The sequence below is a fragment of the Chryseobacterium sp. AG844 genome (genome assembly GCF_003182335.1).
Taxonomy (GTDB): domain Bacteria; phylum Bacteroidota; class Bacteroidia; order Flavobacteriales; family Weeksellaceae; genus Chryseobacterium; species Chryseobacterium cupriresistens.
Genome location: NZ_QGTV01000024.1, coordinates 34,424 through 49,939 on the forward strand (window position 1 = coordinate 34,424; position 15,516 = coordinate 49,939).

Annotated in this window: 14 protein-coding genes; 8 read left to right on the forward strand and 6 right to left on the reverse strand. The window is 36.8% G+C overall.

The genetic code is table 11. From position 1 onward, the window contains the following. Window positions 1–47 precede the first annotated feature (47 nt). From murC to DEU40_RS18930, 8 genes are all read left to right on the forward strand, one after another. Window positions 48–1,406 carry a UDP-N-acetylmuramate--L-alanine ligase gene (gene murC / locus DEU40_RS18895; protein WP_110011291.1) on the forward strand — a complete coding sequence of 453 codons (1,359 nt, stop codon included), beginning with the start codon at window positions 48–50 and terminating at the stop codon, window positions 1,404–1,406. A 219-nt stretch (window positions 1,407–1,625) separates the two neighbouring features. After that, window positions 1,626–2,003, forward strand: coding sequence for a GxxExxY protein (locus tag DEU40_RS18900; RefSeq protein WP_110011292.1), 378 nt, complete (start codon window positions 1,626–1,628; stop codon window positions 2,001–2,003). A 90-nt stretch (window positions 2,004–2,093) separates the two neighbouring features. Further along, a complete protein-coding gene (locus DEU40_RS18905; RefSeq protein ID WP_110011293.1) occupies window positions 2,094–3,062 on the forward strand; it encodes a cell division protein FtsQ/DivIB in 969 nt (322 codons plus the stop codon). Between the two features lie 75 nt (window positions 3,063–3,137). Continuing rightward, window positions 3,138–4,523 (forward strand): cell division protein FtsA, encoded by a 1,386-nt coding sequence (gene ftsA / locus DEU40_RS18910; RefSeq protein WP_110011294.1) that lies wholly within the window; start codon window positions 3,138–3,140, stop codon window positions 4,521–4,523. 125 nt (window positions 4,524–4,648) lie between these two features. Then, window positions 4,649–6,562: a cell division protein FtsZ gene (ftsZ, locus tag DEU40_RS18915; RefSeq protein WP_110011295.1), complete on the forward strand. Its 1,914-nt coding sequence runs from the start codon at window positions 4,649–4,651 to the stop codon at window positions 6,560–6,562. A gap of 90 nt (window positions 6,563–6,652) precedes the next feature. Next, window positions 6,653–7,099, forward strand: a complete 447-nt coding sequence (locus DEU40_RS18920; RefSeq protein WP_062672649.1) for a GatB/YqeY domain-containing protein — start codon at window positions 6,653–6,655, stop codon at window positions 7,097–7,099. Window positions 7,100–7,554: 455 nt separating this feature from the next. Then, entirely contained in the window at window positions 7,555–7,965 is a 411-nt protein-coding gene (locus DEU40_RS18925; protein ID WP_047099553.1) for a BrxA/BrxB family bacilliredoxin, read from the forward strand. Between the two features lie 105 nt (window positions 7,966–8,070). After that, the gene (locus DEU40_RS18930) at window positions 8,071–9,585 is read left to right on the forward strand and encodes a GH3 auxin-responsive promoter family protein (RefSeq protein ID WP_110011296.1); all 1,515 of its coding nucleotides are present in this window, start codon (window positions 8,071–8,073) and stop codon (window positions 9,583–9,585) included. 244 nt (window positions 9,586–9,829) lie between these two features. Here the strand turns inward: DEU40_RS18930 and DEU40_RS18935 are convergent, their stop codons facing one another. From DEU40_RS18935 to mutL, 6 genes are all read right to left on the reverse strand, one after another. Further along, window positions 9,830–10,240 (reverse strand): hypothetical protein, encoded by a 411-nt coding sequence (locus DEU40_RS18935; RefSeq protein WP_110011297.1) that lies wholly within the window; start codon window positions 10,238–10,240, stop codon window positions 9,830–9,832. A gap of 28 nt (window positions 10,241–10,268) precedes the next feature. Beyond that, a complete protein-coding gene (locus tag DEU40_RS18940) occupies window positions 10,269–10,631 on the reverse strand; it encodes a hypothetical protein (RefSeq protein ID WP_110011298.1) in 363 nt (120 codons plus the stop codon). A 4-nt stretch (window positions 10,632–10,635) separates the two neighbouring features. Beyond that, entirely contained in the window at window positions 10,636–11,607 is a 972-nt protein-coding gene (locus DEU40_RS18945) for an endonuclease/exonuclease/phosphatase family protein (protein WP_110011299.1), read from the reverse strand. 72 nt (window positions 11,608–11,679) lie between these two features. Beyond that, window positions 11,680–12,672: an endonuclease/exonuclease/phosphatase family protein gene (locus DEU40_RS18950; RefSeq protein WP_228406567.1), complete on the reverse strand. Its 993-nt coding sequence runs from the start codon at window positions 12,670–12,672 to the stop codon at window positions 11,680–11,682. 9 nt (window positions 12,673–12,681) lie between these two features. Beyond that, window positions 12,682–13,410, reverse strand: a complete 729-nt coding sequence (locus DEU40_RS18955) for a rhomboid family intramembrane serine protease (RefSeq protein ID WP_110011300.1) — start codon at window positions 13,408–13,410, stop codon at window positions 12,682–12,684. A gap of 5 nt (window positions 13,411–13,415) precedes the next feature. Next, entirely contained in the window at window positions 13,416–15,212 is a 1,797-nt protein-coding gene (gene mutL / locus DEU40_RS18960) for a DNA mismatch repair endonuclease MutL (protein ID WP_110011301.1), read from the reverse strand. Window positions 15,213–15,516 lie beyond the last annotated feature (304 nt).

The window sequence follows — 15,516 nt, forward strand, 5'->3', positions numbered from 1 at the left end:
AATACAACTCTGAGCTTATTCAAGAGTAGTTAAAGATTAAAATATAAATGAACATTTTACAAACATATCAGACTTTTTACTTCGTCGGAATCGGAGGTATCGGAATGAGTGCATTGGCACGCTATTTCAATGCGTCTGGAAAAAAAGTATTGGGTTACGACAAAACCAATACAAAACTTACTCAGAATCTGATGAATGAAGGCATTGATATTGTTTTTGAAGACCTTATTGATGAAAGGATCACATCCCTTCAGAAAGAAGACACGTTGGTAATTTATACTCCGGCGATCAAAACGCTTGGAATATTGGATTATTTCAATCAAAATCAGTTTGAAGTTTTAAAACGTGCTAAAGTTTTAGGATTAATTACTGAAAATACAGATTGTATTGCCATTGCAGGAACTCATGGGAAAACCACCACGTCTACCCTTGTAGCCCATTTGTGTAAAGAGGCCGATCTTGCTTTCTCATGCTTTTTGGGAGGAATTTCTGAAAACTTTAAATCCAACTTCCTGTACAACGGTTCTACCTATTCTGTAGTAGAAGCTGATGAATACGACAGAAGCTTCCTGAACCTGTCTCCGGACTGGGCAGTAGTAACTTCTACAGATGCAGACCATCTTGATATTTATGGAGATAAGAGCCATATCGAAGAAGGTTTCAGACAGTTTGCAGATTTAGTACCTCAGGACAAACAACTTTTTGTAAGAAAAGGTCTGGAAATTGGCAGAGGCCATCAAACCTATGCAGTGAATGAGCCGGCAGATTATTATTCAGACAATCTGCGTATGGAACATGATAAGATTTATTTTGACTTCCATACCCCCACTGAAACAGTGAAAGATTTTGTCTGGGAAACACCGGGAATCCATAATGTGGAAAATGCCACTGCAGCACTGGCTATTCTGCATAATTTAGGCGCAGATTTTGATACGCTGAAAAAGGCAATTGCCAATTTTAAAGGAATTAAAAGAAGATATACCAAACATATTTATCAAAACGGTAAAATTTATATTGACGATTATGCTCATCATCCTACAGAAATCAATGCTGTAATGAGCTCAATCAGAACATTTTATCCGGACAAAAAACTTCTGGTAGCCTTCCAGCCTCACCTTTTCAGCAGAACAAGAGATTTCGCAGACGGATTTGCGGAAAGCTTAAGTAAGGCAGATGAACTCATTCTTCTTGATATTTACCCTGCAAGAGAGCTGCAGGAAAATTTTGAGGGAATTACTTCAAACTGGCTGCTGGAGAAAGTAACATTAGATAAAAAAGAGGTATCGGCTTTATCTGATGCTTTTGAAAAAATAAAAGAAAAAGATTTTGACATCCTCCTTACTGTAGGTGCAGGAAATATAGACACCCTGTATGATCCTATTTGTGATTGGATTGAGAAAATTTGAATATAAACGCAATGCTCGCGAAGAAAAATATAAAATCGTTCGCAAAGGCGTTTCACTCAGCAAATGAGAAAAATAACTGATTTATGTTAAAAAAAAATTTACTTATTAAAAATAAATTATTCAAATGATAGCCGTAGCTGAGTGAAACGCCCTCGCGGACGGAAAGAAATAAAAAGGTTGCTTTGCGATCATAGCGTTAAAACAAAAAACATAAAATGTATGATAGAAAATGAAATTTCAGAGACTGTTTTCGATGCTGGAATGAAAATACATCGTACCCTTGGAATTGGACTTTATGAGAATGTATATGAAGAATGCTTAGTTTATGAACTGAAAAATAGAGGATTGAATGTAGAATGTCAAAAAAACATTGACATAAACTATGAGGAATTAAAAATTTTTAAGGCGTTCAGAGTAGATTTATTAATTGAAAACAAAGTAATAATTGAAATAAAAGCTGTTCAGGAAATTAATGATTATCATTTTTTTCAGCTTTTAAATTATTTAAGAATAACAAATATAAAACTAGGAATGATTTTGAACTTTCATTCAGTGTTATTCAAAAATGGAGTAAAACGAGTTGTAAATAAATTATAAAATTTAAACACTTGCTAAGTAAAACGCCCTTGCGAACTAAATAATAAAAACAAAGTAAACTCTTTGCGAGCGTTGCGTTAAAATAAAAATATGAAAAATAAATACAGAATATTAAAAATTGTTGTCACTGTAATTATCCTGGGATTGTTACTGAGCTTCTCATTGAGGAGATTCAGCCGTGAGCAGATTACGGACAATAAGATTTCTGTAAAAATGAGTGAGAAAACACCGGTATATTTTGTGGATGAAAAAGATATCAGGGAAATTGTAAAAAAAGAAAATCCTTCAGGAAAAGTGGGAGATCTTAATATTCCTGCTTTAGAAAAAAAGATCAATTCCTTACCGGCAGTAGACAGCGCCAATGTTTATCTGAACCTGAACGGAAAGCTGAATCTGGATATCAAACAGAGAGTGCCAGTTTTCAGATTAAATAAAGACGGAAAAGACTTTTATGTGGATGAGAAAGGAATTGAATTTCCTATTTCAAGAACCTATTCCCACCCATGTATGCTGGTAACCGGAAACGTAAAGCCTGATGAATATGAGAAGCTGGCAGAACTGGTAGAAAAAATTGATAAAGATGATTTCAGTAAGAAATACTTTATCGGAATCTCAAAAAGTAAAGACAGTTATAGCCTTCTGACAAGTGAAGGAAATTATAGAGTGGAAATTGGAGACCTTGATAATATTGATTTTAAAGTAAAAGGATTTAAAACGTTTGTGGAAAAATACCTTGTGTATCAGGATCCTCAGAAATATAGCATGGTTTCTGTGAAATATCAGAATCAGATTGTCACTACTTTAAACCCTTATTTTAAAGAAAATGACAGTATTTTAAAGGCAGGAAAGATGGAATTGGCAAAAGTTCCTTCCCCAACAGCCGCTAAAAAGACGGAAGCTAAACTCAAAATAGCAGAGGTAAAAAAAACCAACTCCACCTCGGTAAAACCAAAAGAGAGTACCAAACCGAAAGGACAAACAAAAGAAACCAAAAAAGCGGAGAAAAAGCCACCCGTCAAGGCGCAGTCCAAGCCTAAGGCAAAAGTAAAAATAGAATAAGTCAGGGCATTTAATACACAAATAGGAAACTATCCTTATAGATAAAAAAGTAGAAAAAAATCAAATCGATATAAAATGGAAAATCAAGAGTATTCAGTAGGTCTGGACATCGGGACAACGAAGATAGTCGCGATTGTCGGAAGAAGGAATGCACACGGGAAGATAGAAGTTCTCGGTGTAGGAAAAGCTAAGAGTCTTGGTGTTCATAAAGGTATTGTGAATAATATTTCACAAACCATTAATTCAATCAAGGCTGCAGTCTCCGAAGCACAATCCAGCGCCGGAGTTCCTATCCGCAAAGTTACGGTAGGTATTGCAGGAAAACACATCCGTTCTCTGCAGCACTCCGATTATATTATGCGTGAACATCCTGACAAATTTATTACAGACGACGACATCGAAGCATTAAAAGATCAGGTAAAAAAGCTGGTTATGCTTCCCGGAGAAGAAATTATCCACGTACTTCCTCAAGAATATAAAGTGGATTCCGAGGGGGAAATTCAGGAACCTGTCGGAATGCACGGAAAACGTTTAGAAGCCAACTTCCACGTTGTAGTTGGGCAAATGGGCAGCATCAGAAATATTGCAAGATGTGTTCGTGAAGCCGGATTAGAAATGGAGGCCCTTACTTTAGAGCCGCTGGCATCTTCAGAAGCTGTCCTTACAAAAGAAGAAAAAGAAGCAGGTGTAGCCATTGTTGACATTGGTGGTGGTACAACTGATATTGCGATCTTTAAAGATAATATCATCCGTCATACCTGTGTGATTCCATACGGAGGCGGAATTATTACCGAAGATATCAAAGAAGGCTGTTCCATCATAGAGAAACATGCAGAACAACTGAAAGTAAAGTTTGGTTCGGCTGTTCCCGAATTGGAAAAAGACAGTACTTTTGTAACCATTCCCGGGCTCCACGGAAGACCGGACAAAGAGATTTCTTTAAAAACTCTGGCTCAGATCATCAATGCGAGAGTAGAAGAAGTTTTGGAAATGGTGAATACAGAGCTGAAAGCTTACGGTGCTTTTGAACAAAAGAAAAAACTGATTGCCGGAATTGTTCTTACGGGTGGTGGTTCAAATCTGAAACACCTTCGTCAGCTGGCCAATTATACGACAGGTTTTGACAGCAGAATCGGTTTTGCGAATGAATATATCGCCAATGATAAAAATCAATACCTGAAAGGCCCTGAATTTGCTACCTCTATCGGATTACTGATGGAGAGTTTAAAGATCAGAGACAAAAAGCAGAATATTGACGAAGTTGTAGAAGTTGTTACAGAGCAGCCAAAACCGGAAGTTACTGCAGCACAGACTGAAACAGCTCAACCTGTTCAGCAGGCAGCCCCGGTTCAGGAGCAGCAGTCTTTCGAAAATGAAAAGCAAGAGAACAGAAAAGCGAAATTGACCTTCGGGCAGTCGCTGATGGAAAAAGTAAAAAAATTCTTTGAAGAAGTAGAGTAAATAAATATAAATGATAAAAGATTAATGATCAATGATACCTGAAATAGATTAATATTTATTAAATTAAAGACGAATATCATTCATCAATTATCATCTATCACTTATCAATTATTAAAAGTATAGTTATGGAAAATATAGGTACACAAGGATTTTCATTTGATTTACCAAAAGGAAATTCATCCATTATAAAAGTAATCGGTGTAGGGGGCGGTGGAAATAACGCTCTGAAGCACATGTACGAGAAAGGAATCCACGGAGTAGATTTCGTGATTTGTAATACGGATGCTCAGACTTTAGATAATAATCCGGTAGCCAATAAAGTTCAGCTGGGAACTTCTATCACAGAAGGTCTTGGAGCTGGTGCCGATCCTGAAGTAGGAGAAAAATCAGCCATCGAAAGTATTGAAGATATCAAGGCTGCTATGGGCCAAAACACCAAAATGGTGTTCATCACTGCCGGAATGGGTGGTGGTACAGGTACCGGAGCCGCTCCTGTCATTGCTAAAGTAGCGAAAGACATGGGAATTCTTACCGTAGGTATTGTTACCGTTCCTTTCAGCTTTGAAGGGAAAAGAAGACTGGAACAGGCAGAAAACGGTCTTGATAAATTAAGAAACAATGTTGACTCACTTATTGTCATCAACAATGATAAACTAAGACAGCAATTCGGAAACCTTGGATTCAAGCAGGGATTCTCAAAAGCCGATGAAGTGTTAACCAATGCTGCGAAAGGTATGGCAGAGGTTATTACCGGTTACTTTGATGTAAACATTGACTTTAGAGATGCCAAATCTGTACTTCAGAATTCAGGTACTGCATTGATGTCTACTGGAACAGCTTCAGGTGAAAATAAAGCTGAAGAAGCGGTAAGAAAAGCCCTTGATTCCCCATTATTGAATGATAATAAGATTACAGGTGCTAAAAACGTATTGCTATTGATCAGAAGTGGTGCTGAAGAAGTGACCATGGATGAGATCGGTATTATCATGGACCACATTCAGAAAGAAGCAGGAAACACTGCAGATATCATTTTCGGGGTGGGTGCAGATGAAGAATTAGGAGATGCTGTAAGCGTTCTTGTAATTGCAACAGGATTCTCTAATGATAATAAGAAATTCGCGGGACCTACTGAGAAAATCAGAATCAGTCTTAATGACAGTTTTGAAGCACCTAAAAATTCTCCTTTCAAAACAAGAGAAGAAAGAGAATCAGCTCCTGAGACAACGCATGATTTTGGAGGAAAAAACCTTTTCAGACTTGATGACGAAGAACACGACACTCCGTTCAATGTGACGTCTACTGAAAAAAAAATGATTATTGAAGAAGAACAGCCAAGAACTGAAATAAAATTCTTTGATAAAGAGGAAGGTACGGTAAATACTCCGGAACAGAACTGGAGAAATGAGGAGGAAGGAGAAGAAGAATACAGCTTATTCTCTATTGATGAGGAGAGTGAAGATCCTAATGATCTTGAGATCCAGTCTTTCTCATTTGATTTTGAAAATAAAAAAGAAGAACCACAATCCGGAACTCCTTTTAACAACTCGTTTTCAAATGAAAAGCCTGTTGAATTCAGTTTCTTTGTAAATGAGCCTACCAGAAATGAACCAAATACGGATTTCGGACAGCCAAAGGCAGAGTTTAATACACCTACAAATGCCGCTGTAGCTGAACCAGCTCAAAAGATTGAAACTTTCTACCAGAAACAGGAAGAACCAAAAGTGGAAACAAGACCATCTTTTGAAAACAAAACAGAAATTGAGACTCCAAAAACTGAAGAATCAGAATTCACTTTCGTGAATAAAACGATTGATCAGGACAGAGTTATTGAAAGAAGAAATAAATTAAAAGAATTCAACTCGCGCTACCAGAATTTTGACAGCACAAGTGAATTCGAATCTATTCCGGCTTTTAAAAGAAAAAATATTTCGATCGACGGAAGCAATGCTTCAGACCAGAATATCAATACTTACCTGTCTGATAACAACGGATCCATGCAGATCAGAGAAAACAGATTTTTAAATAAAGATGTAGACTAAATTGCTATTGGCAGCTGGCTACTAGCAAATGGCTTTCGAGACCATATAAAAGCTATCAGCCAACTGCCAGAAGCCAAAAGCAAACAAACCATGAGTTTAGAAAATACCATAAACGAAGCTATAAAAACAGCAATGAGAGCTAAAGACAAAGTGGCTTTGGATTCTCTGCGTGCTGTAAAATCTCAGATATTACTGCTTAAAACCGAGGCTATCGGTGCCGAAGTAACAGCAGAACAGGAAATTGCTATTCTTCAGAGAATGGTAAAACAACGTAAGGATTCTTACGACCAATTTACTGCACAGGGAAGAAATGATCTTGCAGAAGTAGAAGACGCTCAGATGAAAGTAATCGAGCAGTTTCTGCCCAAACAGCTTTCTGCTGAAGAATTGGAAACAGAAATTAAAAATATTATTTCTGAAACCGGAGCTGAATCCGTTAAAGATTTAGGGAAGGTAATGGGAGTTGCATCAAAAGCATTAGCCGGAAAATCAGACGGAAAAAGTATTTCCGAGATGGCTAAAAAGCTCCTCTCTTAATGTGATCGGTTTCGCAATTTTGAGTTGATCTTAATTTCGCAAACACGTATCTCATTCCATAACTTAGGATATACAACCTTTGCATATCGATTTGATTAAGAAGCCCGGAACTCTTCAGTTCCGGGCTTCACTTTCTTTGGATATTAAAGTTTGTTAATCAGTTTTTAATTCTAAACTGAAAAAGAATTAAGCTACTACCATATTTCAGAGAGTATTTAAGTGGTTGATTGCTTGAGGGAAAGCTTTAAATGTTTTTTTCACGGTCGTTTGTTTTTCAGAATCATTTCAAATTTAATAATAATATTTTAATATTCCTATAGTTAATTCACGTTTTTTAGAATATTATTGCAATATTAACAGTCGGTTAATTTTATATGACTAATCAATTGATAGTTTTTATATATTGAACAAACGCAAAGAATTGCTTAACTTTGTAGGGATAAAAAACAAAATATATGTATCCAACAGATTTAGTAATGCCTATGAAGGCAGAGCTTACAGATAAAGGTTTTCAGGATTTAACAACTCCGGCTCAGGTAGAAGAAGCTTTGAAACAGTCCGGAACCACATTATTGGTTATCAACTCTGTATGTGGTTGTGCGGCAGGTGCTGCAAGGCCAGGAGTAGTATACTCTTTGACAGGAGATAAAAAACCAGATCATTTAACGACTGTATTTGCAGGATTTGATACTGAAGCAGTAGTAGAAGCAAGAAAACACCTTGCTCCATTCCCTCCAAGTTCTCCATGTGTTGCGCTTTTCAAAGATGGTGAATTGGTTCACATGCTGGAAAGACATCACATTGAAGGGAACCCTGCAGGAGCTATCGCAGCAAATCTTCAGGCCGCATACGACGAATATTGCTAATAAGCAATCAACTAAATACCAAACCGTTACAAAATTTGTAACGGTTTTTTTATTTAATACCGTAAAAAATTTTCTGAAAATTCAAATATCATTATATTTGTTGAAATGGCAACCAAAGCACTTTTCAATACCGTAGTTAACTGGTTTATCCGTCAAAGGATTGATCAGATACAGAATTTTATAGACCATCCGATTGAAACCCAGAAAGGTATACTCTTTTCTCAGCTGTTTCATGCGGAAGATACGGAATATGGTAAATTATACGGATTCAATTCTATCTCAAGTTATCAGGATTTTAAAAACAAAGTTCCTATTGTTACCTATGAAGAAATGGAACCTTTTATTGAAAAAGCAAGACAGGGACATAAAGATGTAAGCTGGCCGGGGCTTATTAAACATTTTGCCAAATCATCGGGTACCACCAATGCTAAAAGCAAATTCATTCCGATCTCTGCCGAAAGCCTGGAATACTGCCACATGAAAGCCGGAAAAGACATGGTTTCGATTTATGCCAACAACCATCCCGAAAACCAGCTTTTTAATTATAAAAACTTACGCTTAGGTGGAAGTTCCGAACTTTATGCGGATTTTAACACAAAATTTGGAGATTTATCTGCGATCCTGATCGACAACCTTCCGTTTTGGGTAGAAATTACCACTACTCCCAGCAAGAAAGTTTCTTTGATGGGAGAATGGGAAAGTAAGCTTAAAGCAATTACATCCGAAGTAAAAAATGAAGACGTGGGAAGTATTCTTGGAGTACCAAGCTGGATGATGGTTCTTCTGCAAAGAGTATTAAAGGAAACCAATGTAGGAAGTATTTCGGAGCTGTGGCCTAATTTAGAGGTGTTTTTTCACGGTGGAATCAGCTTTAAGCCCTACAGGGAACAATTCAGACAGATCATCGGAAAAAACATCAATTACTACGAAATTTACAATGCTTCCGAAGGCTTCTTCGGTATTCAGGACAGATCAGACAGTGATGAGATGCTGCTGATGCTGGACTATGGAATATTTTATGAGTTTATCCCTATGGATCAGTTTCATTTTTCAAATCCGAAAGTCGTAAGTCTGGAAGACGTGGAAGTTGGGAAAAACTACGCAATGGTAATAACCACCAATGGAGGCCTTTGGAGATACCTGATTGGTGATACCGTTGTCTTTACTTCAATCAATCCGTTCAGAATAAAAATAACTGGAAGGACAAAGCACTATATCAATGCTTTTGGGGAAGAACTGATGATTACCAATGTAGAATCTGCTCTTGCAAAAGCCTGCGAAGCAACGGGAGCACAGATCACAGATTTCACAGGAGCACCGGTTTTCATGAAAGGAAATGAAGGCGGCGCCCATGAGTGGATTTTTGAATTCAGCCAGCATCCGGATGATCTGGAACACTTTATTGATGCTTTTGACAAGCATTTAAAAACCATTAATTCAGACTATGAAGCGAAAAGATACAATAATATGACTCTTAAAAGACCAATTGTACATATCGCCAAAGAAAATCTGTTCTATCACTGGCTGGAAGCTAAAGGGAAATTGGGCGGACAGAATAAGGTACCAAGACTAAGCAATGACAGAGAATATATTGATCCATTGCTGGAAATGAATAAATAAAGTTTATTTTAAAGCGCAAAGAATTAGTAATTCGAATGTTTTATTTAAGGAGGCTAAGAATATGGCAGCTTCGCCGCTTATGAAGCGTAATGGCAATGCGTACGCTTCCTTAGAATCAATCTATTGATTCAAGCTTTGCTCCCTCGAATTATTACGGTATCAAAATAGAAACTCTGCCTTAAGAAATTCTATTCACAAATCATAAATAAAAAGCCGTAATTCTGTTGAACTACGGCTTTTCATTTTATTTACTTAGATCTTCCTGAACTTTTTTGGCAGCTTCTTCAACTTTCGAAGCTCCTTTTTTCGCCGCTTCTTTGGCGTCCTGCCCTACTTTATTGGCTTCAGTTTTGATATCCTGTCCTGCTTTGTTAAGATCTTGTTTTGTCTTATCTGCAGTGGCATCAATCTTATCTTTTGCCTTCTGAGCAGCGGCATCAATCTTATTGCCGGCTTCATCTACTTTAGCCTTAACGTCTTCTTTTGCGTTGTTAATTTTTGCTGTATCCACAACGTTCGGTGTTTCTGTAGTAGTAGTGGTTGTAGTAGTAACTGATCCGTCAGGATTTTCTACCTGTTCTGTTTTTGTTGTTGATTTTGTACATGCTACCGTGAATACTGAGATCACCAGTGCAGCTAAAATTTGTTTTTTCATATTGTTTATTTTTTAATGGAATCTGGAGTTATTCTGATTTGGTTTCCTGCGCAGCTGTCTTTTCAGCTGTCTTAAGCTTCTTTTCAGCCTCTGCTTTTTTCTTTTCTTCTTCCTGTTTTGCTTTATTTTCTTTTTCGAGCTCGGCTTTAATTTTATTTTCTTCGTCCTGAAGCTTTTTTGCCTGTTTAACTGAATCAATATACTGGGGAGAAGACATTCGTATTTTGCGTGCAATATCCACTGAAACGGCTCCTGTAGAAAAGGAATCGACAGCAGTAGTATCATAACTTATTTTAACTTCCTGCTCAACCCCGAATCCCGGTGATTCTTTCTTCGAACAAGCAGTAAAAAGAATGATAAAAATAAAAATCGCAGCCAGTAAATTTTTCATGGAACTAATTTAATAGAAATTCCGCAATTACAGGATAATGATCCGATAATTTCACAGATTGATCTACCTTATAGCTTAGTGGAATGATTGATTTTGAAGTGAAAATATAATCAATTCTCAAAGGCACTTTATAATCATGGAAACTGCTGGCGCTGCCCTTTCCGGCTACCAGGAATGCGTCCTGAAGGTCTTTTCCAAGGTTATAATACTCATATGAATTGGGAACAGAATTAAAATCTCCGGCCAGAATAACAGGATAAGGAGATAAATCGATCATTTTTCTGATTCTTTTAACCTGGTCTTCATGTGCCTGAAAGGTGGGAGTCATGTGAGAAAGTAACGTTGAAACATTTCCCAAACCTAATTTATCAAGTTTTGTAAACATCGATTTATGAAGTCTGAAGGGTTCAAGATACACATTAATAATTCTGATTACTTTTCCATTAATGTCTATATCTGCGTAGAATGAATTTCCGCGGGCTTTTTCGTCAATAAGCTCTGCTTGTCTTACAATTTTATGCTTGGTTTTAAGAATAACCGACGGGTATTTTATAAGATCACGCTGTATAGCACGGTTTGTATCTTTTTCCTGTACAAGAATAATGTCTGCATCCTGTGCTTTGATATAATCTTTCACTTTATCCCATCCATATTCTCCATATTTCACATTAAAAGTTAATACTTTAATATCCCGTATTGTTTTTAAATTTTCTGTTTTTGGGGAAAAGTTGATCCATCGTCTGATCGGATTATAGAAAATAAATGTACCTAAAACAAAAGCAATCGCAATTTTTTCTTTTTTGAAGATCCAGATCAGTGTTAAAATTACATGTGCCAGTATCAGATAAGGAAAACCGAGAGACAGAAGATTCAGGTTGCCTAAAATGTTGGGTGGAATCCATGCATTCCCCAATGTGCATAACAGCAATACGGCAACAACGATATGTATAAATAGTAATATCTGGTTCGACTTCATGAAAAAACGGTCTTGGTACGATTTTCTTCAACAAAAATCCTACCAAGCAAATAATTTTAACTCTTTTTATGATTATTTTTTCTCCGTAGAAAATGTTACTGTGACAGGATAATGATCTGAAATACTTACAGAACGGTCAATTTCGTAAGATATTGCCTTTAATGACTTTGAAGAAAAAATATAGTCGATCCTGATGGGGAACTTATAGTCGTGAAAACTGGTTGCACTTCCTTTTCCTGCAGTCAGAAATGCATCTTCCAGACCCTCTGATAAATGATAATATTCGTAAGAATTGGGTACAGAATTGAAATCTCCAGCAAGAATTACAGGATAAGGAGAGCTTTCAATTTCCTCTCGGATAAGAACCACTTGATCCTGGTGCTTTTTAAACGTGGGTATCAGCTTTTTAACCACATCCAATATTTTCTTTTCATTGGTATCTACATCTTTTCCGGGTTTTATCATCTCTTTTTCAAACCGGAACGGATTAAGATAAACATCCACAAACCTGTATATCTTTCCATTTATATCAATGTCAGCAATTATACCAGGTATTCTCAAATCTTTATCCTGAGGTTGTATAATTTTTTCATTAATGATTTTATGTTTGGTAAGAATAGCAAATATCCCGCTTGGCTTTACTTTCTGATATCCTTCAAACTCATATAATCCAGCACCATCTTCTTGCAAAATAATAACATCCGCATTCTGAGATCTCAAATAGGATTCAATATTTCTTCTCCCCCAGAAACCTGCTCTTGCATTAAATGAGACTACTTTTATCTCAGAATCTCTACTTTTAGGAGAAGAATAGTTAACCCAACGTTTTACAGGATTTATAAATGCTAACCCAGCAAACATAAACAAAAAAGCCCTTTTTTTCCAGCTGAATACCCAGAAAACTGTTAGAATCACATATACTATAATAAGCACAGGAAAACCTAAGGAAAGCAGATTAAACCATGGAAAAATCTTTGGCGGTACATAAGCGTTCAGTAAAGTACCCAGCAGCAGAAACAAAATTCCCAGATGGATAATTAATACGATAAGTCGGAAAATCTTCACAAAATTATTTTAATTGAAACGGTACAAATGTTTTTTCCAAATTCTTGCCAGCAGCCATCCAACCAAAGCACCACCAACGTGGGCAAGGTGGGCAATACCTCCTCCATTTCCAGAAACCCCAAGGTATATGGAAACCACAACAATGATGGGTAAGAGGTATTTTACTTTCATAGGAACAGGGATAAACATAATTCCGATTTTTGCATCCGGATATAATGTGGCAAAAGCTGCTACTACTCCGAAAATAGCGCCGGAAGCACCAACCATTGGTGTTGCAACAATAGCTTTAAAGCTATCCAGTAATTCCTTTTGTTTAAGAATAGAACTTGTATTTCCGGTAAATTCAACACTTGCGCCGGATAAATAGGCATTTACATTGAACCCCAGCTGCTCTAATTCATGGGAAAGCTGCTGAACTTCAACAAAATTCCATGCATTAAAAAGGAAAAATGCTCCTAAACCACTTGCAAAGTATAAAATCAAATATTTTTTATCTCCTAATGTTTGCTCCAGAATTGGCCCAAAACTAAAGAGTGTCATCATATTAAATAAAATATGCATGATACTTCCATGCATGAACATATGAGTAATAACCTGCCATGAATGGAAAAATGGAGAGAACGGATAAAAACCCGCAAGGTAGCCAATCATCTGGTTTCCCATGAAGTAAGTCACAATAAATACTATAACATTGATGATAATTATGTTCCTTGTAATGGGTGGTATATTGTTAAACATATTTTTTAAAATTTGTTTTTAAAATCATTAAACGGAACTTCATAAAAGCATCTTTTGCCATCCGGTAAAAATTCCGGGAAGCCTAATGCTGTAAAGTCTTTGATCAGTTGTTCCGCATCTTTTTTATAAATAAAGTCAAATCTGGATTTCGACTGCATTTTATTCCATTGGTTATGGTAATACTGCATGAATTCTTCTTCCGTCTTGTAATCCAGGATCTCAAAAAGGTTCTCCAGGAATTTCATGGCCTGGGTTTCTTTCAGGCCTTCCGGAAGTGAATCTATTCGAAGTACACTTTCATGAGCAATTTTCATGTCAAACCCTAATTCCGGCAGATATTTTTTGATCGAATTATATTTTGTCTTTTCGATTTCATTCATATGATACTCCAGGGAGAAAAGAAGAGCATGGCTGTTTGTGCTTGATTTTCTGGTGGATTTGTTTCCTTCAGAAACCAACAGTCTGTGCATTCTTCCCAGATCCAGCATTAAAGTGACATCTCCTTTGTTAAAAAGCCAGTATCCATTGGGAAGCCTCATCAGATCTTCATCAAAATCCTCATCTTCAAACAGGTTAATCTTTGAAGGCTCTGCTGTAATATTCTGATGGTACATTTCCGTAAGGTTCTGAATTTCCTCCGGATGTACTACATTTTTCTCTTCCAGAAACGGATTATAGTCTTTATCTACAATGATTTCAGGCATTTTGAAAACACCTCCGCCGGATCCTCCTCCATTTCCTTTGCTCGGAATAGGTTTATTCATCATTTCATCCAGTTCAGGATCTCTGTCGAAATCCAGGCTTGGAGAAACATTGTAAATCCCTAAAGATCTCTTAATGGTTGAACGAAGCAAGGCAAAAATAAGATGCTCGTCCTCAAATTTCACTTCTGTTTTCTGTGGATGGATGTTGACATCTATTTTCTCGGGATCAAGCTCCAGAAAAAGGAAAAAGGATGGCACATATCCAGGTTGAAGCAAGCCTTCAAAAGCTTCCTGTACTGCTTTATTGAAGTATGGACTTCTGAAGTATCTTCCATTAACAAAAAGGAACTGCTCGCCTCTTGCTTTCTTGGCCCCTTCAGGTTTAGCAACAAAACCATGAAGTTTACACCAGATAATGTCTTCTTTAATAGGAATCAGAAGCGGCTGAAGCTTTCTTCCGAAAACATCCACAATACGCTGCATCTGGCTTCCTTTTCTCAGTCTGAAAACAGCTTCATCATCATGAAAAAGGGAAAACTCCAGATTCTCATGAGCCAGTGCAACACGCTGAAATTCATCAATTACGTGTCTGAATTCAATATTATTATTTTTCAAAAATTTCCTTCTTGCAGGAACATTGTAGAAAAGATTTTTTACTAAAAAATTTGATCCGTCTGCTGTCTGAACCGGATCCTGAAACTGGAAAACCCCTCCTTCGATATAGATATTGGTACCAATGGAAGTATCCTTCTGTTTTGTTCTGAGCTCCACCTGGGAAACTGCCGCAATAGAAGCCAGCGCTTCACCACGAAATCCTTTTGTGGCTATCTTAAAGATATCTTCAGTTCCTTTGATCTTGGAGGTAGCATGCCTTTCAAATGCCATACGGGCATCTGTTTCAGACATTCCTTTTCCGTCATCCACCACCTGGATAAGGTTTTTCCCGGCATCTCTGATGATCAGTTCAATTTTCGTTGCATCTGCATCAATAGCATTTTCCAAAAGTTCTTTCACGATGGATGCAGGCCTCTGCACCACCTCTCCTGCTGCAATTTGGTTGGCTACATGATCCGGTAAAAGCTGAATAATATCTGACATAAAAACGTAAATCAACTTACAAAAATAGTCAATGAAAACGGGAATTAAAATACTAAAATCGTGATTTAATATTTAATTATCAACATTTTTGCCTATTTATCCCCAACCGGTTTTTTTAATGTTTGTAATGAAGGGCGTTAGCAAGTTTATTGCTCCAATCCGGAAATCTTTATTTCAACAATCGTTAAAAACAGGACAAAAACAAGTCATTTTTACATAATTAAATTAATTTTTAAGAAAAATGCCCCTATTCTATGATAAAATAAGGGCACTTACAGCTAGTTTATACAAAAAATTAATAGTG